Source organism: Mycobacterium sp. SMC-13, from assembly GCF_045311035.1.
Taxonomy (GTDB): Bacteria; Actinomycetota; Actinomycetes; order Mycobacteriales; family Mycobacteriaceae; genus Mycobacterium.
Genome location: NZ_JBJIAI010000002.1, coordinates 177,293 through 199,415 on the forward strand (window position 1 = coordinate 177,293; position 22,123 = coordinate 199,415).

Genomic DNA, 22,123 nt, shown 5'->3' on the forward strand with positions numbered 1-22,123 from the left:
TCAGGTGCTTGTAGCGTCCATGTAGTTGGTCCATCGTTGCTTGCGCGCTGTGATAGCCGCTCGAACCTTTTGGCGTTCAGCGTCGGTGCATGTATCGCCTCGTTGGGCGTTGCATGGCCGGCACGCACTTCGGATGTTCAGCTCGTTGTGTGCCAGCTCTGGTGCTTCGCTCACTGGAATGATGTGGTCGGCCGTCTCGGCCCTGCGCCGGCATCCCGGTAGTGCGAGTTCACAGTATGAGACGCGTTTGCGTTGTGCTGCTGAGAGTTTGCGCCAGCGCCAGTCGCTACCTGCGTGTGCGGTGCTGCGTGGTGCGCGTTGTGGCGTGCATCTGCTGCATCTGCTGCCTGTGCCGATGAGGCGTCCGCATCCTAGGCAGGGCCTGTTCATGCTGGCTCCCGTTCGATTAGGTCGTGTATGGCATCGGCTACGGCGAGCGCGTCGCTTTCATGGATGCAGACGGTTCGGTTCATGCCGGTGCGGTCTCGGCGCTCGATGCGCAGGTAGTGACCGGGTTTGCGCCGGAGCTTGTAGTCGTGGCCTTGCTCGGCGGGCACGCTGGTGCGCTGGATCATTCGGTTGTCCATCGGCACTGCGCGGGAGTGGCGGTCGTGTAGTCGCGGGACTGCATGTCCGTGATCGCGGTTACCAGGTCGGTGGCTTGCTCGTCAGTCAGGACGAACTCCAGCGGCAACCGTGGCCCGTAGTAGTCCCACACCGTTATCAGGTGCTTGCCTTCGGCGGTTCTTTGAGTCTGAATCTCCTGCATCGTGTGTTCTCCTGAATGACGGATACCCCCGGTCTCCCATGTGATCGGTAGGGGAAGCCGGGGGTATCTGTCGGTATTGGCGGGGCTGCGTCGATGATCTGCACTTTGTTGGATTTGGCTCCAACCCCACCAAATCTATTGCGCTGCTTGGGTTTTATCCTCGGCAGTAGTCTGCGAGTTCGTCGGCGGTCACGCCATGGTCGCGCGTGAAGTAGTCCCGGACTCGCTGCCGGCCTTCGGCCAACTCCTGTGCAGTGCGATCACGGCGCGCATTGCCGGTCATGGCGTCAGCGTGTGCCAGCAAGGCTGCTGCTAGGTCGGTCGCGTCGTCTGCGCTGATCGGGAAAGTGATTGAGTCAACGCCGTTGGCGAAGTACCCCTGTCGGATGTTCATCCGGACGCCGACACCAGGGCGGCGGTCTCCGGTTTCGACACTGGGGACTAGCTCGAAGCTGGTTGGGTGCATCGTCATGTTGGCGTTGCGCTTGCGCATGTATTCCATTGTTTTCCTTGAATTTTGGTAGTTAGCTTGCTTGTGGGTATTCCGCGTCCCAGTGAGGGACTCGCGTTGGTGGCGGTTGCACGTGGTTGTACCGGTCCGGTAAGTAGGTCGGGTTCCGGTTCAGGTCGGCGCCTTCGCGTTTCTTCAGTGGCTTCTTGTCGGTGTAGATGACGCCGCTGGACCGACGCCCTGGCCGCATCAGCGCCATGAGTTCCTGTTCGGCGAAGTACCGTTCAGCCTCGGCATCGAGCACGTAAGCCAGGTTGTTGGCGGCGCAATTGCTGCGGTCGCCGTCAATGTGCGCGACGATGGCTGACCGCGTCGGTGGCGGACCCAGGAACTCGTAGGCCACCAGCTCCGCTAGGCGCCGGTCGTAGCAGGTAGTAGTAGGCGCGCGCTTGCTTCGGTCGTGGTCGTGCGGGTCGCGTGTGTCGTACCCGTCCGTGAGGTAACGGCCGAACGTGTTCCCGAACGCGGGCGGTACCGGTCCGCCGTAGTCCTTGCCAGGATTGACCAAATGCAGGTGTTTCCCGGTCCGTAGCAGCTTGTGCCCGGATGGGTCATAGACGTTGCCGTTGTCCATGATTCGGTAGCCGTTTGTCCCGGACAATTCCCGGCCTTGAGTGCGTTTTGGTTGGGTCATTTTGTGCCCCGCTTCGCGTGGCCTGACCCCTTTTCCGAAGTGGCACGCTCGCACGCTCGCAACCACTTCAACCCATCTACCATCAATATACTCACGGACCCCGTGAATTTGCGATGGAACTACATTTGCGCTGGTCATCCCGATGCTGCCGTCCGCAATCAAGCGGCAACTGCCCGATTGCCAAGCGGCGTGAATTTCGGCGGTGGAGTATTTGCACCACGTGCTGATTCTTCAAAGCACTGGTCAATCCAATCCAGCACGTCAGAGCGCCGGTACTTCACCTTGCCGCCGATGATGGCCGAACGTGGACCTTTTCCTTTGGCCCGGTAGTCCTTCAAAGTATTGATCGGAATGCCGGTCAGCTTGGAAAGTTCTTCGTGGCCGATCAACAGTTGTTCTGACACTTGCGTGTTCCATCTGGTGAATGGTCGGACGCTCCCCTTGTTGGCGTCTTGAGTCAGGCCGATTCACCCCCGGTCCTGACGTTTCATACTTTATGAGTAGCACCGACAAGTACCAAGAAAATGGGACGTTGAATATTTGCCCGCAGTTACTTCTGCTACGCCACGCGAGCACAGGCTAGCGTGGGCTACTTAGCCTGTGGCGCACGTCACGCCAGCATCGCCGCAATCGCATCCGACGCAACCACATGCGAACGCCGGTCAAGGTGTCCGTAGCGATCAACCGTCGTGGTGATGGACTCGTGGCCTAGGTGAGACTGGACCACCGGCAATGGCACGCCAGCTTGGATCATCCAGCTCGCACACGTGTGGCGCATGTCGTGGGGTGTGGGAGACTTCTCAAGCACCGGCTTATCCGGGTTGTTCTCATCCGTAGCCATTGCCCTGGCGCGTGACTTGTTCCAAACGTTCGTCCGCCAGGTCGAGAGTCGCACCGGCCCACCCTTTGTGGACGTGAATAGCCATTCCTGGGAGTAGTCGAGCTGGTCGAGCACCGCCTTAGGGACGTTGATCGTGCGGTTGGACTTCTGTGTCTTGGGTGGTCCCATCGTGTACTTGGTGCCGTCCTGTTTCCAGGCGCGGGCAATCCGCACTGTGTTCGCTTTGCGGTCAACGTCGGCCGGCTTGAGTGCTGTTGCCTCGTTGAAGCGGCACCCGCTCGCCACCAGGAACTCAACCAACGGCCGATAGTGCTCGGTGAACGCGGCCTTGAGAATCTGAAACTCGTCTTTGGTCAGGAACACGGTTTCGCGTTCCTCGGTACGGGGCAGTTTCACTCCGTCGCAGGGGTTGGCGGTCAGGTGCCCATCTTTGACGGCCTGTTTCAGCGCCCCTGACAGAAATCCATGCTTGTTTTGCATGGTGCCGGCCTTGGCTCCGTCCGCGTGCATCTGATTGACCCACGCGGCCACGTCGGCACGCGTCAGCTTCGACAGTGGCAACAGTCCAACGACCGGAGCAATGTCATTACGGACGTACCGGTTGTACTCGGTGATCGTCTTGCGTTCGACGCCCGACAGACTGGCGATGTGTCGTTCTAGATACTCGGTGACGGTGAGGGCAGACATGGCGTGCTGCGGTACGTCCGAGATGCCGGCCTTCGCTAGCGCCTCGACAGGGCCGAACGCATCAACCAGGGCACAGAACTTGTCGGCTTGCTTGCGCTCTGGGAATGAAGTTTGCGACTGCCGTCCTGCACGTCCACCTACGCGGTACGTCACTGCATAGACGGTGGTGCCGTCCTTACGGGTGCGCTCACGAACAAAGGCCACGTCGGCATCCTAGTCGCATTGTGCTGACTCGGTGCTGACGTGGCCTCTATTCGATCAGATTTAGGCTTCTGACCTGCTATTTTGTTGTGGAGCTGCCGGGAATTGAACCCGGGTCCTACGGCATTCCCTCAAGACTTCTCCGTGCGCAGTTCGCTATGCCTCTACTTGGATCTCCCGGTCACGCGAACAAGCCGAGATGACGATCCCAGTCGCTGTTTGATGTCCCCACGGGCCCCGCGACCGGCCCCGTGGGTGGGTCCCTCTAGTCGATGCCAGGGTCCGGGCCGAGGGCGCTCCCGGTCTGACAGACACGCGGTCGCTACTTAGGCAGCGAGGGCGTAGTCGCGCTGATGAGAATCGGCGCTTAATTGGTTACAACGACGCTTACGGTGGTCTCTTGCCTGCACCGGCACGCTTCCCTTGATTCGATGCGCGAAGTCGAAACCGTTCAGCCCCTCGCACCCCCGCCGACTTTCGGCAGGACCAACAATCTTACGCCAGTCCCAACGGCGAACGCCAAGCCATTATTCCGAGCGCGTGGACGAGGCCCGGTGCTGCCGTCCGACCAGGTCAGATGACGTAACCGAGGTTCTCGACGATGCGCCGGCCGACCTCGGTGTCGCCCTCGAACTCGATGGCGACCGGCCGCACCGCGCCCAGCGGGCGTCCGCCACACAGCCGGGTGAACTGCCAGCCGTCCATCCGGATCACCGTGGACGGCTCGGCGCCGCCGAAGTCTTGGACGACGGCCGCCCGCTCACCTACAGCGACCCGGATGGTGCGCGCCATGGGTCCGGTCAGCTCGATGGCGATCCGCGATCCGGCCGGCGCTCCCCCGCGCTTGGCGACGACGAAGCCCATCATCGTCTCGATCTCGTCGAGCGACAGCTGCGCCTCCGGCTTCTGCAATGCCGCGTCCGGCGCCGGGCGGGCGACGGATTCCCGGATGTCCTGCTCATGCATCCACGAGTCGAACGTCCGGATCCGCATGAAGCGACCGACGCTGTCCTGTCCGGCCGGCGTCATCGTCGGGGTGTTCCACTCTTCGTCCGACATCGCGGTCAAGGTGGCCCGCCGCTCGTCGGTGACGGCGCGGAACTTCTCCAACAGCTCGGCGCTCGAGAGCGCGGCCATCGACCGGTTCCAGCATTCGTTCATTACGCCGATGGGGTTGTGCACATGGTCCAGTTCGGACACGTCCATGTCGGCCTCCGGCACCGGTTCGCCCTTGAGCATGAGCTCGGTGCCGATGATGTGCGCGACGACATCACGGACATGCCAGCCGGGGAGCTCGGTCTGCGTGGTCAGCAGCTCTGCTTCGGAGATGGTGGCCAGCAGTTTGTCGAGGTCGTCCCACACCCCGAAGAGGGCGGGCAAGACGTCGGATTTTTCCAGGACGGTCACGGGTCGCGTTGAGCTGCTCACCGGCTGACCGTACGACGAGCGGACCCGTCTGCACCGGGAATTGCGCGATGCGTCCCAATTCGGTCATGCGACGATGGCCATATGGGGGACGACCGGGCCGAGGCGCAACGCCTGCGGGACATCACGGTGATCCGCAAGGTGCGGGACCGGATCGACCGGGAGTACGCCAAGCCGCTCAATGTCGAAGACCTGGCCCGTGGCGCGCACATGTCGGCCGGTCACCTGAGCCGCGAGTTCCGGCGCATCTACGGGGAATCGCCCTACTCGTACCTGATGACGCGGCGCATCGAGCGGGCGATGACACTGCTGCGGCGCGGCGACCTCAGCGTGACGGATGTCTGCTTCGCCGTTGGCTTTTCGTCACTGGGCACGTTCAGCACGCGGTTCACCGAGCTCGTCGGGGTGGCACCCAGCGTGTATCGCCGCGACCATTCGCAGGCGGCCGACGGCATTCCCGCCTGTCTGGCCCGGCAGGTCACCAGACCGATCAGGAATCAAGAAGCACCGCCGCACTGACCGCCACTACCGTGACGGGCATGGACATCTCGATTCACTACGCATTCCTGCCCCACACCGACGCCGAGGCCGCACTCAAGTTCTACCGCGACGATCTCGGTTTCGAGGTGCGCAAAGACGTTGGCTACCAAGACATGCGGTGGATCACGGTCGGCCCGCCCGGACAGCCCGGCACGTCGATCGTGCTGCACCCGCCGGCCGCCGACCCCGGCATCACCGACGACGAGCGTCGCACCATCCTGGAGCTCATCGCCAAGGGCTCCTACGGCGCCGTCACCCTGGCCACCGACGACCTGGACGCGTTGTTCGCGCGCCTGGAAGCGGCGGGGGCCGACGTGCTGCAGGAACCCACCGACCAGGATTACGGCGTGCGCGACTGCGCATTTCGCGATCCATCGGGCAACCTGATCCGGATCAACCAGCTGTAGTGCAGCCGACTATCCCGCGGCGATCATCGCGACCGAGCCCAACGCCAGCACCATGCCGACGGCCTGCCAGGCCCGAACCCGCTCTTTGAGCACCACCATGGCCAGGGCGACGGTCGCCGCGGGATACAGCGAGATCAGCACGCTCGCCAACGACAGCATCGAGGCCTGCAGCGCCAGCAGCATCCCGACGTTCGCGATGACGTCGAGTCCCGCCGCGATGAGGGCGAGCTTCAGCGGAAGTCCGCGTGGCAGAGCGAAATTCCGGGTCACCACCGCGGCGACCATCACGACCGCGGTCGCCGCGAAGCGGGCGAACACCAACGGCCAGAGCTTCGCGTCGTGCGGCACCTGGTGGATCACCGCGAAGCTGAGCCCGAAGGTCAACCCCGAGCCGACGGTCAGCCAGGCGACCTTGGCCGTGAACCGGTGCGGCGTCTCGTCCTCATCGGTGGCCTGCGCGCTCACCAGCGCGACGGCGACCAACGCCAGCGCGATCCCGGCGATCGCCAGCCCGCTGGGCCGCTCCCCCATGGCGACGCCGACGGCGATCGGCCCTGCCGACACCAGGATCGCGGTCAACGGCGAGACGACGGATATCGGTCCGGAACCCAACGCGGCGTAGAACCACCAGATTCCGAACGCCTGCAGCACGCCGCACGACACACCCAAGAGCACCGCATTCGACGAAACCTGGCCGCCGACAACGCATGCCATCACCGTCAGCAGTACCCCGGCGATGGGGTATGACACCAGCACCACCCGCAGTGCCGCGACGCGCCGTGCCGCGATACCACCGACGAAATCGCTGATGCCATAGCCCAGCGCCGACAGCAGCGCGAGCAGAATGCCGGTCAGATCTTGCCCTTGAAACGTCGGCCCATCTCGCGGGTGATCTCGCGCTGCGCATCGCGCTTGGCGATGTCGTGGCGCTTGTCGTGCGCTTCCTTACCGCGGGCCAACGCCAATTCCACCTTGACCCGGCCGTCGGAGAAGTACAGCTTCAGCGGCACCAGCGTGAAGTTGCCGTCGCGCAGCTTGCCGACCAGCGTGTCGATCTGCTTGCGGTGCAACAACAACTTTCGGTTGCGCCGCGGTGCATGGTTGGTCCAGCTCCCGTGGTGGTACTCGGCGATGTGCAGGTTGCGCAGCCACACCTCGCCGTCGTCGACGGTGGCGAACGCGTCGGCCAGCGATGCCAGCCCCTCGCGCAGGCTCTTCACCTCGGTGCCGACCAGCGCGATGCCGGCCTCGTAGGTGTCGATGATCGAATAGTTGTGTCGCGCTTTGCGGTTGGTGGCGACGACGGAGTTGTTGCCCGACTTGTCCTTGTCGTCCTTCTTCTTTGCCATCGCTACCGCCGGATGTACGCGCGCAGCGTGACGTACGCGGTGAGGCCCGCCATGCCGAGCCCCAGCAGCAGCATCCACGGCGCGCAGAACACGAGGACGTCGGCGTAGTCGACCTTGGCGATCAGGCCGGCTTGATAGAACTGGTTGAGCACGTCCTCGAGGAACATCGCCCGCACGATGATCAACCCGACCACGGCAAGCACCACACCGACCAACGCGGCGATCAACGCTTCGACGAAGAACGGCAATTGGGTGTACCACCTGGTGGCGCCCACCAGCCTCATGATGCTGATCTCGGTGCTGCGGGTGCGCGCGGCGATCAACACCGTGTTGGCGATCAACAAGGTCGCGGCGATGGCCTGCACGAGCGCCACCGCGAAGGCTGTCGCACTGATGCCGTCGAGGATGCCGAACAGCCGGTCGACCAGTTCCTTCTGATCGGTCACCTGGCGCACGCCCGGACGGCCGCGCAGCGCGTCCTCGAATCCCTTGTGCTGCTCGGGATTGTCGAGCTTGACGACGAACGACGCCGGGAACGCCTTCTTGCTCGCGTAGTCCTTGAACGCCGGGATGCGCCGGACGGCGTCGTCGTACGCCTGGTCCCGGTTCATGTACCGCACCGACTTGACGTCCTTGCGGTCGTCGATCAGCTTGCGCAGCGACTTGCACGGGTCGGCGTCGCAGTTGGGGTCGTTCGACGAGACGTCGTCGGTCAGGAAGACCTGGCTCTCCACGCGGTCCAGATAGATCTGCTTGGACTGGTCGGCCAGGCGGACGATCAGCAGACCACCGCCGAACAGGCCGATGGAGATGGCGGTCGTCAGGATCATGGCGACCGTCATGGTGACGTTGCGACGAAATCCAGTCAGGACTTCATTGACGAGAAAGCCGAAGCGCACTTAGCGATCCATTCCGTAGACGCCGCTCTGCTCATCACGGATGAGGCGGCCGAGTTCGAGTTCGATGACGCGCTGACGCATCGAGTCGACGATGTGATGGTCGTGGGTGGCCATCACGACCGTCGTACCGGTGCGGTTGATCCGCTCCAGCAGGTCCATGATGTCGTTGCTCGTCTCGGGGTCCAAGTTGCCGGTGGGTTCGTCCGCCAGGAGCACCAGCGGCCGGTTGACGAAGGCCCGGGCGATCGCGACCCGCTGCTGTTCGCCACCGGACAACTCGCCGGGCAGCCGGTTGGCCTTGCCCGACAAGCCCACCATCTCCAGCACATCGGGCACGATGCGGTTGATGGTGTCCGGGCGCTTGCCGATCACCTCCAGCGCGAACGCCACGTTCTCGAACACCGTCTTCTGCTGCAGCAGCCGGAAATCCTGGAACACGCAGCCGAGGACCTGGCGCAGGCTCGGGATGTGCCGGCTGGGCAGCTTGTTGACGTGGAACTTCGAGACGCGGATGTCGCCCGAGGTCGGCACCTCGGCACCGAGCAGCAGACGCATGAACGTCGACTTCCCGGAACCGGACGGACCGATGAGAAAGACGAACTCACCCTTGTCAATCTTGAGCGACACGTTGTCCAGGGCTGGGCGTGCCGAAGACTTGTAGTTCTTGCTCACGTGGTCGAGGGTGATCATCACGGCACGCCAGTGTAGTCGGACGCTCAGGTGTGACGGCTGAGGCTGATGCCGCTAGCTCGGCGCGGGTGCCGCGCCGGGCGAAATGATCGTGGTCGTGACCGGGCCATCCGCCGGTGCCGCGGCCGGGAGCGGTCCCGGTGGCGGGGACGGCGCGGGCGCCGGCGTCGGTGCCGGGGCCATGCCGGGCAACAACGGCAGCGTGACGGGCGGCAGGCCCGGCGCCGGCGTGATGACCGTCGTGGTGGGCGGCGCCGTCGTCGTGGTCGTGGTCGGCGTGCTCGAGGTCGTGGTCGTGGTGGTCGTCGTCGGCGTCTCGGTGGTCTCCGTCGGCGTCGGCCGGTACGTCGTCTTCGGTCGGGTGTTCACGTCGGTACGCGGCACCCAGGTGTACTCGGGGTTGGGCACGAAGCCCGGCGGCACCACCGCGGGCTGTTGCGGGGGCGGCGGTGGCGGTGGCGCGTAGGTCTGGTGCAGCCAGTACGCCACGAAGAAGGCCACGACCAGGCCGACCGTGGACGTCCGGACCCGGCCCAGGATGTAGGTGGGCCAGGAGCGGTCGGCGCGTTTGACGGCGATACGGGAGAGGGCGTTCATCACTGCTCGTCCCCCGGACCCTGGGTCTGTTCCGCGGCGCCGCCGACCGTGGCGGGATGCACCATGGCCTCCACTTCGGGCTCGTGGTCGGCAGGACTCTCGATCCCGGCCCGTCCGAACGCGGAGACGACCATCACGCGCAGTCGCCGGCCGACCTCGAACTGCTTGCCGGGCAGCGTCCGCGCCACCATCCGCAGGTTCACGGTGTCCAGCTCGATGCTCTCCACACCCATCAGCTGGGGCTTGTCGAGCAGCAGCGTGCGCAGCTGGCGGTCCTCCATCGCGCGTTCGCACACCCGGCCCAACACGTCGTTGACCTTGCCGAGGTCCGCTGTCGTGGGCACCGGGATGTCCACGACCGCACGCGCCCAGTCCTTCGACAGGTTGACGGTCTTGGCGATCTGGCCGTTGGGAATCGTGTACACCTCGCCGTCGCTGGAGCGCAGCTTGGTGACGCGCAGCGTCACGTCCTCGACGGTGCCCTCGGCCGGCACCGCGATGCCGGTGACGGTGAGCGACACCAGGTCACCGAACCCGTACTGCTTCTCGGTGATGATGAAGAACCCGGCCAGCAGGTCCTGCACGATGCGCTGCGCACCGAAGCCCAGCGCGGCGCCCAGCACGGCGGCGGGCGCGACCAGCGAACCGATGGGGATGCCGAGGATTTCGATGACGTCGACCAACACGACTACCGACACCAGCGCAATCGTCACCCACGAGATCACCGAGGCGACGGCCTGCCGGTGCTTGGTGGTCTCCGACCGGACCAGCGCGTCGCTCTCCTGAAAACGCTCGTCGATGCGGGCGGTGACGCGGCGCGTCAGCCAGCCGACGAACCGCGCGATGAGCATCGCCGCAATGACGAGCATGACGATCCGCAGCCCGCGGGTGATGATCCACTCGCCGATCGAGCCGCGCCAGAAGTCATGCCATTGCTGCGCCCACCAACCGAGCGATTGCGGTTGGCTCGCGGCTTGGAGAGAGAAAAAGTTAGTCATCTTCTTTTCGGTTGCGCCAGCGGATCCCAGCTTCGAGGAAGCCGTCGATGTCGCCGTCGAGCACCGCGGCCGGATTACCGACCTCGAACTCGGTGCGCAGGTCTTTCACCATCTGGTAGGGGTGCAGCACGTACGAGCGCATCTGGTTGCCCCAGGAGCTGCCGCCGTCGCCCTTCAACGCGTCCATCTCGGCGCGCTCTTCCTGGCGCTTGCGTTCCAGCAGCTTGGCGCTGAGCACTCGCATCGCGGAAACCTTGTTCTGCAGCTGCGATTTCTCGTTCTGACAGGTCACGACGATGCCCGTCGGGATGTGCGTGAGCCGGACCGCCGAGTCGGTGGTGTTGACGGACTGACCGCCCGGGCCGCTGGACCGGTAGACGTCGACCCGGACGTCGCCTTCGGGGATGTCGATGGAGTCGGCGGTCTCGACGACCGGCAGCACCTCGACGTCGGCGAACGACGTCTGACGGCGACTCTGGTTGTCGAAGGGGCTGATCCGCACGAGACGGTGGGTGCCCTGCTCCACCGACAGCGTGCCGTAGGCGAACGGGGTGTGCACCGCGAACGTCGCGCTCTTGATGCCCGCCTCCTCCGCGTACGACGTGTCGAAAACCTCGACCGGATACCCGTGCTTCTCGGCCCAGCGGATGTACATGCGCATCAACATCTCGGCCCAGTCGGCAGCGTCGACGCCACCGGCGCCGGAGCGGATGGTGACGACAGCTTCCCGCTCGTCGTATTCCCCCGACAGCAGCGTTCGAACCTCGAGCGCCTCGATGTCCTCACGCAGCTTGGCCAGTTCGGCGTCGGCGTCGGCGATGGCGTCGGTCTTGGCCGCGCCCTCTTCTTCCTCGGCCAGCTCGTAGAGCACGGGCAGGTCCTCGACCCGACCGCGCAGCTCCTCGACCCGGCGCAGCTCACCCTGTGCGTGCGACAGGCTGCTGGTCACCTTCTGGGCGTTGGCCTGGTCGTCCCACAGCTTGGGGTCAGACGCCTCGTCTTCGAGTTTGGCGATTCGCGCGCGCAGACCTTCGACGTCGAGCACCCGCTCCACAGTGGTCAGGGTGCTGTCGAGGGCGGCAATGTCGGCTTGACGGTCGAGGTCCACAAAGGATGAGGGTACCGACCAGTGAGACGGACTTTCACATTGCGAGCCCTGATCGCTTAGACCGGTTTAGCATCGCCCTGTAGGCCCGCTCGGCCGCGTCGCGACAGCCCCTTGCGCGCACTGAGCAGAACAAGAAGGCAAACCATACATATGCGCCCTTACCATGTGGCGGTTGTCGGATCCGGCCCGTCAGGGTTTTTCGCTGCCGCGTCACTGTTGAAATTCGCCGATGCCAAGGCTGCCGCCGATGATCCGGTCGACGTGCGCATCGACATGCTCGAGATGCTGCCCACCCCCTGGGGTCTGGTGCGCTCCGGCGTGGCTCCGGACCACCCGAAGATCAAGACGGTGACGGCGCAGTTCGACAAGATCGCCGACGACCCGCGGTTCCGCTTCTTCGGCAACATCACCGTCGGTGAGCACGTGCAGGCCACCGAGCTCGCGGAGCGGTACGACGCCGTCATCTACGCCATCGGCGCCCAGTCCGACCGGCCGCTCGGCATCCCCGGTGAGGAACTGGAAGGCAGCGTGGCCGCGGTCGATTTCGTCGGCTGGTACAACGCGCATCCGCATTTCGCGGCCATGAACCCCGATGTCACGCAGGACCGGGCCGTGGTCGTCGGCAACGGCAACGTGGCGCTGGATGTGGCCCGCATCCTCGTCAGCGATCCCGGCGAGCTGGCGGCCACCGACATCGCCGACCACGCGCTGACGGCCCTCGGTGCCCGCGGTGTCCGCGAGGTCGTGATCATCGGCCGGCGCGGCCCACTGCAGGCCCCGTTCACGACGCTGGAACTGCGCGAGCTCGGTGACCTGGCAGCCATGGCCGACGTCGACGTGATCGTGGATCCGGCCGATGTCGACGGCATCACCGACGCCGACCTGGAGGCGGCAGGCAAGACCGTGCGGCAGAACATCAAGATTCTGCGCGGCTACGCCGAACGCGGGGCACTCGGGCGCGAGCGCCGCATCGTGTTCAAGTTCCAGACGTCGCCGATCGAGATCAAGGGCACCGATCGCGTCGAGTCGATCGTGTTGGGCCACAACGACTTGGTCGACGACGGCGGCCGGATCGTCGCGAAGGACAGCGGTCACCGCGAAGAACTGCCGGCCCAGCTGGTGGTGCGTGCCGTGGGTTACCGCGGCGTCCCGACCGCGGGCCTGCCGTTCGACGAGCGCGCGGCGACCATCCCGCACACCGACGGCCGGGTCGAGGGCAGCCGAAACGAGTACGTCGTCGGCTGGATCAAGCGCGGGCCGTCGGGCGTGATCGGCAGCAACAAGAAGGACTCGCAGGACACCGTCAACACCCTGATCGCGGACATCTGCGGCGCCGAGCTGGCCGACTTCGGGTCCACGCACACCGAGGACCTGGAGGCCTGGTTCCTGTCGCGGCAGCCCGCGTTGGTGACCAACGACCACTGGCGCCTGATCGACGCGCACGAACGGTCGGCCGGCGAAGGCCAGAACCGGCCGCGGGTGAAGCTGACAGATGTGGCCCACATGCTGCGGGTCGCGCACGGCTGACCAGCGGTGCGCTTCCGCAGCGTTCCCCCGGCTGCCTAGTGGCCGGGCCGCAGGATGCCCTGCACTGCGAATGTCGTCAGGTTGCCGCCTGAATTGAGCAGTGACGACGTGGCCGTCGATCCCGACAGCACACCCGCGCTCAGCGACCCCACGCCGGCCTGCAGTCCGCCTGCGTTGATCGCGGCGATGCCCTCGAGTCCTCCGATGTTGTGGGTGGTGAAGTGCTGGGCGAACCCGACCTCGTTGGTCAGCGCGCCGCCGAGCCCGTCGAGCGGCCCGCCGTCGGCCGATGCCTGGCCGGCCGGCCCAAGGAGCATCGATCCGCCCACTGCCAGGCCCAGCCCGATCATCCTGATGGCGCTACCGGTCGACAACATCTGAGACTTGGGCATGTGCGTTCTGGTCCCCTTCTGCGGAAAACTCTGTCCGATGGTCGGATCCGAGCGCTGTGCGCCACTCGCCCAGCAAGCTCGATGCGATAGCTGGCCCATCGCACAGTGAATCTATTAGCACAGGGAAATACCCGAAATGGCCCAATCGCCGGAAATTCCAGCCGAAGCTGAGCAAACGGCTGGACCGGTATGAGGGACAGGGCCGGCAGGCCGGCGGACTACGCCTGCGGAGCGTGGGGCGCGAAGTTCCAGTTGTCGGGATTCTTGGGCGAGTAGACGACGGGCACCAACTGGCCCACCGCGGGCCACTCGGCCACGTCGATGGCGATCCGGCCGTACACCTCGTGCTCATTGACACTGGGTCCGTTGATGACGCCGGCGACGGTGACGAACTGCTCCCCCGTGGCATCGGGGCGGGGACTGACGCCGGTGATCAACAACGTCCCGCTCTCCCCGCTCCGCGTCCGCCGCAGCCATGGGGCGGCCAGCAACACGAGCGCTCCGAGCAAGACGATGAGCACGACGAATTCCCACACGTACTCATGGTAGGACTGCACTCATGAGTGCCACCCAAGCAAGTAGCGCAGCGGATTGCGCGTCCCGCCGAGACGACGTCACTTTGGCCTTGGCCCTGGCCGATCAGGCCGATGCCGTGACGCTGGACCGCTTCGGCGCGCTGGATCTGCGCATCGAGACCAAACCGGATCTGACGCCGGTGACCGATGCCGACCAGTCCGTGGAACGGGTGCTGCGGGAGACGCTGGCGGCGGCCCGGCCAGACGATGCGTTGCTGGGCGAAGAGTACGGGGGCACAGCGGTTTTCGCGGGCCGGCAGTGGGTGATCGACCCCATCGACGGCACCAAGAATTTCGTCCGCGGCGTGCCGGTGTGGGCGACGTTGATCGCCTTGCTCGAGGACGGTGTGCCGGTCGTCGGTGTCGTCAGCGCCCCGGCCCTCGGACGCCGGTGGTGGGCCGGCACCGGCGATGGTGCGTTCAGTTCGTTCGGCGGGCGGACGCGCCCCATCTCGGTGTCGGGCGTCGACGCACTGGACGCCGCGAGCCTGTCCTACTCGGATTTGACCACCGGTTGGGAAGACCGGCGCGACGCGTTCGTCGCACTGACCGATGCGGTGTGGCGGGTGCGGGCCTACGGCGACTTCTGGTCCTACTGCCTCCTGGCCGAGGGCGCGGTCGACATCGCCGTCGAACCGGAGGTCAAGCTCTGGGATCTGGCCGCGCTGGACGTCGTCATCCGGGAGGCCGGCGGGTCGTTCACCAACCTGGCCGGCACACCCGGGCCGCACGGCGGCAGCGCGGTCGCGACCAACGGCCTGTTGCACGAAAAAGTGCTCGCCGCCCTCTCCTGATTCCCGAATCTGTGCCGGAAAACCCGCGTTCAGCGCGGGTTTTCGCGCATCAGCCACCGAGTCCTCGAATGTGAAGTTGATAACACGAGCGTCGTACCTTACTCCGGAGTAAGATACGGTCATAGCGCACTGCCCCAACGACGCGAGGCTGTCGAAATGACCAACACCCTTCCTCAGAACGGCACAAAAGCCGGCTCCGCCCAGCGCCCTGTGCGCAAGGGCCCGGAGAGCGCCATCGGACTCCAGCGGCACAAGCGGACAGCGACCGACATCGGTCTGGCGCTGATCACGCCTTTTGTCGGCCAGGAGTTCCTGGACAAGTACAACCTGCGGGATCCCATGAACCGCGGCCTGAAGTACGGCATCAAGACGGCGTTCTCCACCGCCGGCGCCGCGGGCCGGACCTTCAAGCGCATTCCCGGGATCAACGGCGCCCCGACCCGCCTGAAGCCCGGCGGCTCGGACTACTTCGACCTGAACCCGGACGAAGACCAGCAGATGATCGTGGAGACCGTCCGCGAGTTCTCCGAGGAGATCCTGCGGCCGGCCGCACATGACGCCGATGCCGCCGCGACCTACCCGGCCGACCTGATCGCCAAGTCCGCCGAACTCGGCATCACCGCGATCAACGTGCCCGAGGAGTTCGACGGCATCGCCGCCTCCCAGAACACCGTGACCACGGCACTGGTCGCCGAGGCCCTGGCGTACGGCGACATGGGTCTGGCCCTGCCGATCCTGGCGCCCGGCGGTGTGGCGTCGGCCCTGACCCGTTGGGGCAGCGCCGGTCAGCAGGCCACGTATCTCCCGTCGTTCGCCGGTGAGAACGTCCCGCAGGCGTGCGTCGCGATCGCCGAGCCGCACGCGCTGTTCGACCCGACCGCGCTGCGGACCACCGCGGTCCGCACGCCCAGCGGTTACCGCCTCAACGGCGTCAAGTCGCTGGTTCCGGCCGCCGCCGACGCCGAGCTGTTCATCATCGGTGCGCAGCTCGACGGCAAGCCGGCGCTGTTCATCGTCGAGTCCAGCTCCGAGGGACTGTCGATCACGGCCGACCCGAGCATGGGCATCCGCGCCGCGGCCCTGGGCAAGATCGAGCTGAACAACGTCGCAGTCCCGCTCGCCAACCGCCTCGGCGAGGACGAAGCGACCGACAACGACTACTCCGAAGCCATCGCGCTGTCCCGATTGGGTTGGGCCGCACTGGCAGTCGGCACCTCGCACGCGGTGCTCGACTACGTCGTGCCCTACGTCAAGGAGCGCCAGGCGTTCGGCGAGCCGATCGCCAACCGCCAGGCGGTGGCCTTCATGTGCGCCAACATCGCCATCGAACTGGACGGCCTGCGCCTGATCGTCTGGCGCGGTGCGTCGCGTGCCGAGCAGGGCATGACCTTCCTGCGGGAAGGCGCACTGGCCAAGCGGTTCGCCGCCGACAAGGGCATGCAGATCGGCCTCGACGGCGTGCAGCTGCTCGGTGGCCACGGCTACACCAAGGAACACCCTGTTGAGCGCTGGTACCGCGATCTGCGGGCACTCGGCGTCGCCGAGGGCGTTGTCGTCCTGTAGTCGCCCGAATCGCCGAACTCTTCCCACTCACCCGAAAGACCAATCATGGCAATCAATTTGGAACTGCCCCGCAAGCTGAAGGCTGTCGCGGAAAAGGGACATCAGGGCGCCGCCGAGATGCTCCGCCCGATCTCCCGTAAGTACGACCTCGCCGAGCACGCCTACCCTTCGGAGCTCGACACCCTGGCCAGCCTGTTCGAGGGCGTGCAGGAGTCGAACACCGTCTCGGTGGCCGGCGCCGGCTTCTCGGCGAACGAGTCCAAGAGCAAGCACGCAAACGTCAACGGCGCCAACATGTCTGCGCTGCTGAACGCGCTCGAGGTCAGCTGGGGCGACGTCGCCCTGCTGCTGACCGTGCCCTACCAGGGCCTGGGCAATGCCGCCATCTCCGCGGTCGCCACCAAGGAACAGCTGTCCAAGTGGGGCAAGGTGTGGGCCGCCATGGCCATCACCGAGCCGAGCTTCGGTTCCGACTCCGCGGCGGTCACCACCACCGCCGTGCTCGACGGTGACGAGTACGTCATCAACGGCGAGAAGATCTTCGTCACCGCCGGTTCCCGCGCCACCCACATCGTGGTGTGGGCCACGGTCGACAAGTCGCTCGGCCGGGCCGCCATCAAGTCGTTCGTCGTGCCGCGCGAGCACCCCGGCGTCATCGTCGAGCGCCTCGAGCACAAGCTGGGCATCAAGGCCTCCGACACCGCGGTCATCCGCTTCGACAACTGCCGGGTCCCGAAGGACTACCTCCTCGGTGATCCGGAGGTCAAGGTGGACAAGGGCTTTGGCGGGGTCATGGAGACCTTCGACAACACCCGTCCGATGGTGGCCGCCATGGCGATCGGCGTGGGCCGTGCCGCCCTGGAGGAGCTGAGGGCGATCCTGACCGACGCGGGCATCGAGATCTCGTACGACAAGCCGGCCCACGCCCAGAGCGCACCGGCCGCCGAGTTCCTGCGGATGGAGTCCGACTGGGAGGCCGCGTACCTGCTGTCGCTGCGCGCCGCCTGGCAGGCCGACAACAAGATTCCGAACTCCAAGGAAGCGTCCATGAGCAAGGCCAAGGCCGGGCGCATGGGCACCGACGTGACCCTCAAGGCCGTCGAACTGGCCGGTACCACTGGCTATTCCGAGCAGACTCTGCTCGAGAAATGGGCCCGCGACTCGAAGATTCTCGACATCTTCGAGGGCACACAGCAGATTCAGCAGCTCGTCGTGGCGCGACGCCTGCTGGGCCTGTCGTCGGCACAGCTCAAGTGACGGGTGCTCCGCCGGCACCGTGACAAGCAAAAGGCCCCGGGATTGCTCCCGGGGCCTTTTGCTGTCGTGATTACGAGGAGGCGTTCGCGCCCAGCACGCGCTGCAGGTCAGGCTTCATGGCCTGCAGCTGCTGGCCCCAGTAGCCCCAGTCATGGGTGCCGCTGTCGGGGAAGTTGAACACCGCGTTGTTGCCGCCCGCGGCCAGGTAGTTGTCCTGGAAGGTGCGGTTGGTGCGGATGGTCAGGCCCTCGAGGAACTTGGCCGGCACGTTGTCGCCGCCGAGCTCGCTCGGGTTGCCGTTACCGCAGTAGACCCACAGGCGGGTGTTGTTGGCAACCAGCTTGCCGATGTTGACCATCGGGTCGTTGCGCTGCCAGGCGTTGTTCGGGTCGCCCGTCGAGCCCCACATGTCGTCGGCCTTGTAGCCGCCGGCGTCACCCATCGAGACGTTGATCAGGAACGGCCACCAGCCCTCCGACGGGTTCAGGAAGCCCGACATCGAACCGGCGTAGATGAACTGCTCGGGGTGCCAGATGGCCAGGGTCATCGCGGACGAACCAGCCATCGACAGACCGACTGCCGCCATCCCGGTCGACTTGACCTCGCGGTTGGCCGCCAGCCACTGCGGCAGCTCCTGGGTCAGGAAGGTCTCCCACTTGTAGGTGGAGCAGCCCGCCTTGCCACACGCCGGCTTGTACCAGTCGCTGTAGAAGCTGGACTGGCCACCGACCGGCATGACGATCGACAGACCGGAGTTGAGGTACCACTCGAAGGCGGCGGTGTTGATGTCCCAGCCGTTGTAGTCGTCCTGGGCACGCAGGCCGTCGAGCAGGTACACCGCGGGCGACCCGTTACCACCACTCTGGAACTGGACCTTGATGTCGCGTCCCATGGCAGGTGACGGGACCTGGAGGTATTCGACCGGCAGGCCGGGGCGCGAGAACGCGCCGGCGGTCGCTGTCTGGCCGGCAAGTCCGATAAGACCGGGGAGCAGGACGGCGGCCGAGACGGCGCCGGCGACCCTGCGTGCCCAACGGCCGCGAATCTTGTCAACGAACATTCACAATCCCATTTCAGTGTCGGGTACCGGGTAAAGTGCCCACTCCACGCGATCGGATGGCGTTGGTGGCACGGCCGCGATTCCCGCAGCCGCGTGCGGTGAGCTCAGCCTGGTACGGGAACTGAACACACCGAATGATTCAGTTGTCTGTGGGCAGTAAAACACGCACCCGACACGCCGAGGAACCCCCGAATCGCGCTTGAGACCAGGTTGTTGCGGACTTCGTATCGTTCAGCTATCACCCGGCAGCTCCGCTGGGAGCCGTTCATCCGGCCGTAGGCTGCCGATTGTGACGAGCGATCGGAACGACGTCGACGACCTGGCGGACACCCGGCCGGGCAGCCGGTTGAGTGTCGACGACTGGCGCGCCGCCGGTTACGCGATCCTGGCGGAAGAGGGCCTGAAGGCGCTGAAGATCGATCGCCTGTGCGCCCGGTTGAACGTCACGAAAGGCAGCTTCTACTGGCATTTCGCCAACATCGCCGCCTACCGGACCGCCCTCATCCAGGGCTGGGGCGAGCTCCGTGACGCCGACCGCAGCCAGATCGAGGAAATCGGCGCACTGCCGCCGCGCGACCGACTGATCCAGATGATGAACTCGCTGGTCAGCCCCCGGCACTGGACGCTGGAGCGGGCCATGCGGGAGTGGGCGCGCTCGGATGAGGCCGTCGCCGAGAGTGTGCGCGCCGCGGATCGGCGCATTCTCGCCGCGGTTCGGCGCGCGTTCGAGGATTACGGCTTCGACGGCGACGAGGCGGAGCTGCGGGCCGACGCCACCTTTGCCGTCGGCATCGGATTCCTGCACCTCTCCGGCGCCTCTCCCCATCCGCGGTTGGCCGCCCGCAGCGAACGATTCCTCGACCTGATGCTCGCGACCTGATCTCCATACCAAAAGGTATGGTACGGTCCGGCTCATGTTGAGCACGCAGGCCGGCATCACCGATGGGTTCGTAACCGCGCTCGGCGAACGCGCCGCCGAGGCCGAAAAACTCCGGCGCCTTCCCGACGACACCGTGCGCGACCTGATCGCGTCCGGGTTCACCGAACTTCTGGTGCCCGCGCGTTTCGGCGGACAGCAGGCGCCGTTCCCCGACATCCTCGACCCGGTGCGCCGCATCGCCCACGGCTGCACGTCGAGCGCCTGGACCATCGGCTTCCTGACGCTGCACAACTGGATGCTGGCGCTGTTCGGCCAGCAGGCCCAGCAGGAGGCGTTCGAGAGCCGCCCCTTCCTGGCGCCCGCACCGCTGGCCCCCACCGGCAGAGGACTGCCGGCCGACGGCGGCATCCGGTTGTCCGGGCGCTGGTCCTGGGCCACCGGGGTGATGCACGGCAACTGGATCATCGTCGCCGCGCTCTGCGGGCCCGATGACGGCATCTACCCCGCCCTGGCGCTCCTGCCGATCAGTGCCATCACCGTCGAGGACGTCTGGCACACCGACGGCATGCGGGCCACCGGATCCAACGACGTCGTCGCCACGGACGTCTTCGTGCCCGAGCACCGGCTGGTCAAGGTGACCGACATCTACGCCGGCACCGCGCCCGGCGCCGGACTGCATGACAGCGCCACCTACCGCTGGCCGATGGTGCCGGCACTGGCCCTGCTCGCCGCCATGCCCGCCCTGGGCAGCGCCGAGAGGGTCACCGAGAACTACGCGCAACGGCTGGCCGAGCGGGTGCTTCCGTACGAGGGCGTCATGCAGAAGGACAAGCCAATTGCCCAGGCGCACTTGGCCGGAGCGCAGGTCCGGTTGCGGTCACTGCGCGCACTGCTCGCCGACACCGTCGGGGAGATCGAGGAGATCGTCGTCGCCGGCGACTCCGTCGACAAGCCCGTCCGCGCACAGGCCCGGCTGGCGGCCGCGCACATCGTCGCCGAATCACGGGCGGTGATCGGTGACCTCATGGGCGCCGGCGGAGCCAGCATCCATTTCCTGTCCAGCCCGATGCAGCGGTTCAAGCGCGACGTCGACGTGTTGGCCGGGCACGTCGTCTTCGATTACGACACCAGCCGGGAACTGGCCGGCGCACTCACGCTGGGCATGAAGATTCCGCGGACCTCGATGGTCTAGTTCGTGGGCCGAATGAGCCTTGCCAACCATCAGAACCAAAAGTAATGTCACTTTTAGTTTTGCTGCCCTATCCTCGAGGAGCTCAGCATGGAATCGTTCGTCCACCTGCGCAAAGGCCGGACCCCGAAGCGGGTGCACGCCGACCTCGATGGGCTCAAAGACGACGAACTCGGGCGCGGCGGCTTCGTCGGGCGTACCGCGAACATGTACCGGCGCAACGACCCCACCGCATACCGCACCGTCGGCCCGCTCCGGCCCACCGACGTGCTGTCGTCCGAACTGAAGCCCTCGGATGCGACCGACGCGGCGGGCGCTCCCCTGCTGATGTTCTCCAACGCCGACTGCCAGGTGCTGCTGAGCCGGCGGAGCACGGCGATGCCGTTCTTCGTCCGCTACGTCGACGGTGATCTACTCCTGTTCGTACACAAGGGATCCGGGCTCCTGGAGACCGAATTCGGCCCGCTGCGGTACCGCGAGGGCGACTGGGTCTACATCCCGAAGGCCTGTACGTTCCGGCAGGTGCCGGACGACGAGTCGACGTGGCTCATGATCCAGGCCACCGATGACTTCCGGGTGCCGCCGGCCGGGACCTTGGGACGACACTTCCCGTTCGACCCGGCGCAGGTCACCATCCCCGAACCCGAGCCGCTTGAAACTGGCGACGGCCCGCAAAAAGACGGAGAGTACGAGGTGCGGATGTACCACGCCCCGATCGATGGGGTTGGGACCACCTCGCTCATCTACCAACACAATCCGCTCGATGTGGAGGGCTGGCGGGGCGACAACTTCCCGTTCACCTTCAACATCGAGGACTACACCGTCATCACGTCCGAGAGCGTGCACCTGCCGCCGACCGTGCACCTGTTCATGCAGGCGACCGGCGTCTACGTGATGAACTTCCTGCCCAAGCCGGCCGAGAGCGTGCCGGGTACCGAGCGCACCCCCTGGTACCACCGCAACGTCGACTACGACGAGATCGCGTTCTTCCACTCCGGCTCGCTGTACGGCATCCCGATGCCGCCGGGCCTGATCTCCCATGCGCCCCAAGGGGTCCACCACGGTGCACCGGAAGCGGCGCGGGAGCGCGCCCGCCGCAAGTTCGACCAGTACGACCGCGTCGACTGGTCGGTGATCGCCATCGATACGCGCCGACGTCTCACACCCTCCGCCGAAATCCTCGCCAATGATCTGGGGCAGCACTGATGAGCGCTTGCGCGAAGAAGAGAG

27 protein-coding genes and 1 other RNA gene are annotated in these 22,123 nt (G+C 65.7%); 9 read left to right on the top strand and 19 right to left on the bottom strand.

The features are described 5' to 3' along the window. From ACJH6I_RS04025 to ACJH6I_RS04065, 9 genes are all read right to left on the bottom strand, one after another. Window positions 1-390, bottom strand: a complete 390-nt coding sequence (locus ACJH6I_RS04025; protein ID WP_406783806.1) for an HNH endonuclease — start codon at window positions 388-390, stop codon at window positions 1-3. Further along, window positions 387-575, bottom strand: coding sequence for a hypothetical protein (locus ACJH6I_RS04030; RefSeq protein WP_318984277.1), 189 nt, complete (start codon window positions 573-575; stop codon window positions 387-389). Before ACJH6I_RS04030 ends, ACJH6I_RS04025 begins: the two co-directional genes overlap by 4 nt. After that, window positions 572-769, bottom strand: a complete 198-nt coding sequence (locus ACJH6I_RS04035) for a hypothetical protein (protein WP_318984276.1) — start codon at window positions 767-769, stop codon at window positions 572-574. The genes ACJH6I_RS04030 and ACJH6I_RS04035 overlap by 4 nt, the downstream gene beginning before the upstream one ends. Window positions 770-923: 154 nt before the next feature. Next, window positions 924-1,262, bottom strand: coding sequence for a hypothetical protein (locus ACJH6I_RS04040; protein WP_318984275.1), 339 nt, complete (start codon window positions 1,260-1,262; stop codon window positions 924-926). Window positions 1,263-1,293: 31 nt separating this feature from the next. Continuing rightward, window positions 1,294-1,914: an HNH endonuclease gene (locus ACJH6I_RS04045; RefSeq protein ID WP_406783807.1), complete on the bottom strand. Its 621-nt coding sequence runs from the start codon at window positions 1,912-1,914 to the stop codon at window positions 1,294-1,296. Between the two features lie 158 nt (window positions 1,915-2,072). Next, window positions 2,073-2,318 (bottom strand): helix-turn-helix domain-containing protein, encoded by a 246-nt coding sequence (locus tag ACJH6I_RS04050; RefSeq protein WP_318984273.1) that lies wholly within the window; start codon window positions 2,316-2,318, stop codon window positions 2,073-2,075. A gap of 206 nt (window positions 2,319-2,524) precedes the next feature. Beyond that, on the bottom strand, window positions 2,525-3,646 hold the full coding sequence (locus ACJH6I_RS04055; RefSeq protein WP_318984272.1) for a tyrosine-type recombinase/integrase: 1,122 nt from the start codon (window positions 3,644-3,646) through the stop codon (window positions 2,525-2,527). An 84-nt stretch (window positions 3,647-3,730) separates the two neighbouring features. Then, window positions 3,731-4,102, bottom strand: a transfer-messenger RNA (tmRNA) gene (ssrA, locus tag ACJH6I_RS04060). Between the two features lie 114 nt (window positions 4,103-4,216). After that, the gene (locus ACJH6I_RS04065) at window positions 4,217-5,071 is read right to left on the bottom strand and encodes a maleylpyruvate isomerase family mycothiol-dependent enzyme (protein WP_318984271.1); all 855 of its coding nucleotides are present in this window, start codon (window positions 5,069-5,071) and stop codon (window positions 4,217-4,219) included. A gap of 81 nt (window positions 5,072-5,152) precedes the next feature. Between ACJH6I_RS04065 and ACJH6I_RS04070 the strand changes: the two genes are divergently transcribed. Next, window positions 5,153-5,587, top strand: a complete 435-nt coding sequence (locus tag ACJH6I_RS04070) for a helix-turn-helix transcriptional regulator (RefSeq protein WP_020102682.1) — start codon at window positions 5,153-5,155, stop codon at window positions 5,585-5,587. Window positions 5,588-5,607: 20 nt separating this feature from the next. Beyond that, window positions 5,608-6,015, top strand: coding sequence for a VOC family protein (locus ACJH6I_RS04075; RefSeq protein ID WP_029119569.1), 408 nt, complete (start codon window positions 5,608-5,610; stop codon window positions 6,013-6,015). Between the two features lie 9 nt (window positions 6,016-6,024). Here ACJH6I_RS04075 and ACJH6I_RS04080 read toward each other — a convergent pair whose 3' ends face one another. The 7 genes from ACJH6I_RS04080 to prfB are packed head-to-tail and all read right to left on the bottom strand — an operon-like array spanning window position 6,025 to window position 11,656. Continuing rightward, entirely contained in the window at window positions 6,025-6,870 is an 846-nt protein-coding gene (locus tag ACJH6I_RS04080) for an EamA family transporter (protein WP_318984311.1), read from the bottom strand. Next, a complete protein-coding gene (smpB, locus tag ACJH6I_RS04085; RefSeq protein ID WP_318984270.1) occupies window positions 6,867-7,364 on the bottom strand; it encodes an SsrA-binding protein SmpB in 498 nt (165 codons plus the stop codon). Before smpB ends, ACJH6I_RS04080 begins: the two co-directional genes overlap by 4 nt. A gap of 2 nt (window positions 7,365-7,366) precedes the next feature. Then, window positions 7,367-8,263, bottom strand: a complete 897-nt coding sequence (gene ftsX, locus ACJH6I_RS04090) for a permease-like cell division protein FtsX (protein WP_212813641.1) — start codon at window positions 8,261-8,263, stop codon at window positions 7,367-7,369. Further along, window positions 8,264-8,953, bottom strand: coding sequence for a cell division ATP-binding protein FtsE (gene ftsE / locus ACJH6I_RS04095; protein WP_020102687.1), 690 nt, complete (start codon window positions 8,951-8,953; stop codon window positions 8,264-8,266). A 54-nt stretch (window positions 8,954-9,007) separates the two neighbouring features. Next, the gene (locus ACJH6I_RS04100) at window positions 9,008-9,550 is read right to left on the bottom strand and encodes a hypothetical protein (protein ID WP_318984269.1); all 543 of its coding nucleotides are present in this window, start codon (window positions 9,548-9,550) and stop codon (window positions 9,008-9,010) included. Continuing rightward, the gene (locus ACJH6I_RS04105) at window positions 9,550-10,548 is read right to left on the bottom strand and encodes a mechanosensitive ion channel family protein (protein WP_318984268.1); all 999 of its coding nucleotides are present in this window, start codon (window positions 10,546-10,548) and stop codon (window positions 9,550-9,552) included. The genes ACJH6I_RS04100 and ACJH6I_RS04105 overlap by 1 nt, the downstream gene beginning before the upstream one ends. Continuing rightward, a complete protein-coding gene (gene prfB, locus ACJH6I_RS04110) occupies window positions 10,541-11,656 on the bottom strand; it encodes a peptide chain release factor 2 (protein WP_053855950.1) in 1,116 nt (371 codons plus the stop codon). Before prfB ends, ACJH6I_RS04105 begins: the two co-directional genes overlap by 8 nt. A 150-nt stretch (window positions 11,657-11,806) precedes the next feature. Here prfB and ACJH6I_RS04115 point away from each other — a divergent pair, with 150 nt between their 5' ends. Then, window positions 11,807-13,183, top strand: coding sequence for an FAD-dependent oxidoreductase (locus ACJH6I_RS04115; protein WP_318984267.1), 1,377 nt, complete (start codon window positions 11,807-11,809; stop codon window positions 13,181-13,183). Window positions 13,184-13,218: 35 nt separating this feature from the next. On the opposite strand, the gene ACJH6I_RS04120 is transcribed toward ACJH6I_RS04115, so the two are convergent. Both ACJH6I_RS04120 and ACJH6I_RS04125 read right to left on the bottom strand, forming a co-directional pair. Next, window positions 13,219-13,575 carry a hypothetical protein gene (locus tag ACJH6I_RS04120; RefSeq protein ID WP_318984266.1) on the bottom strand — a complete coding sequence of 119 codons (357 nt, stop codon included), beginning with the start codon at window positions 13,573-13,575 and terminating at the stop codon, window positions 13,219-13,221. A gap of 218 nt (window positions 13,576-13,793) precedes the next feature. After that, window positions 13,794-14,090, bottom strand: a complete 297-nt coding sequence (locus ACJH6I_RS04125) for a hypothetical protein (protein WP_371824577.1) — start codon at window positions 14,088-14,090, stop codon at window positions 13,794-13,796. A gap of 44 nt (window positions 14,091-14,134) precedes the next feature. Here ACJH6I_RS04125 and hisN point away from each other — a divergent pair, with 44 nt between their 5' ends. The 3 genes from hisN (at window position 14,135) to ACJH6I_RS04140 (ending at window position 17,764) form a co-directional block, all read left to right on the top strand. Continuing rightward, window positions 14,135-14,944: a histidinol-phosphatase gene (gene hisN / locus ACJH6I_RS04130; RefSeq protein WP_212813631.1), complete on the top strand. Its 810-nt coding sequence runs from the start codon at window positions 14,135-14,137 to the stop codon at window positions 14,942-14,944. A 156-nt stretch (window positions 14,945-15,100) separates the two neighbouring features. Then, window positions 15,101-16,507 (top strand): acyl-CoA dehydrogenase family protein, encoded by a 1,407-nt coding sequence (locus tag ACJH6I_RS04135; RefSeq protein WP_212813629.1) that lies wholly within the window; start codon window positions 15,101-15,103, stop codon window positions 16,505-16,507. A 45-nt stretch (window positions 16,508-16,552) separates the two neighbouring features. Continuing rightward, window positions 16,553-17,764, top strand: a complete 1,212-nt coding sequence (locus ACJH6I_RS04140) for an acyl-CoA dehydrogenase family protein (protein ID WP_020102696.1) — start codon at window positions 16,553-16,555, stop codon at window positions 17,762-17,764. A gap of 70 nt (window positions 17,765-17,834) precedes the next feature. Here ACJH6I_RS04140 and ACJH6I_RS04145 read toward each other — a convergent pair whose 3' ends face one another. Further along, window positions 17,835-18,824: an esterase family protein gene (locus ACJH6I_RS04145; RefSeq protein WP_212813627.1), complete on the bottom strand. Its 990-nt coding sequence runs from the start codon at window positions 18,822-18,824 to the stop codon at window positions 17,835-17,837. A 289-nt stretch (window positions 18,825-19,113) separates the two neighbouring features. On the opposite strand from ACJH6I_RS04145, the gene ACJH6I_RS04150 reads away from it, so the two are divergent. From ACJH6I_RS04150 to ACJH6I_RS04160, 3 genes are all read left to right on the top strand, one after another. Next, entirely contained in the window at window positions 19,114-19,704 is a 591-nt protein-coding gene (locus ACJH6I_RS04150; RefSeq protein ID WP_318984265.1) for a TetR/AcrR family transcriptional regulator, read from the top strand. A gap of 34 nt (window positions 19,705-19,738) precedes the next feature. Next, window positions 19,739-20,896, top strand: coding sequence for an acyl-CoA dehydrogenase family protein (locus ACJH6I_RS04155; protein WP_406783808.1), 1,158 nt, complete (start codon window positions 19,739-19,741; stop codon window positions 20,894-20,896). An 87-nt stretch (window positions 20,897-20,983) separates the two neighbouring features. Next, a complete protein-coding gene (locus tag ACJH6I_RS04160) occupies window positions 20,984-22,099 on the top strand; it encodes a homogentisate 1,2-dioxygenase (protein ID WP_318984263.1) in 1,116 nt (371 codons plus the stop codon). Window positions 22,100-22,123 lie beyond the last annotated feature (24 nt).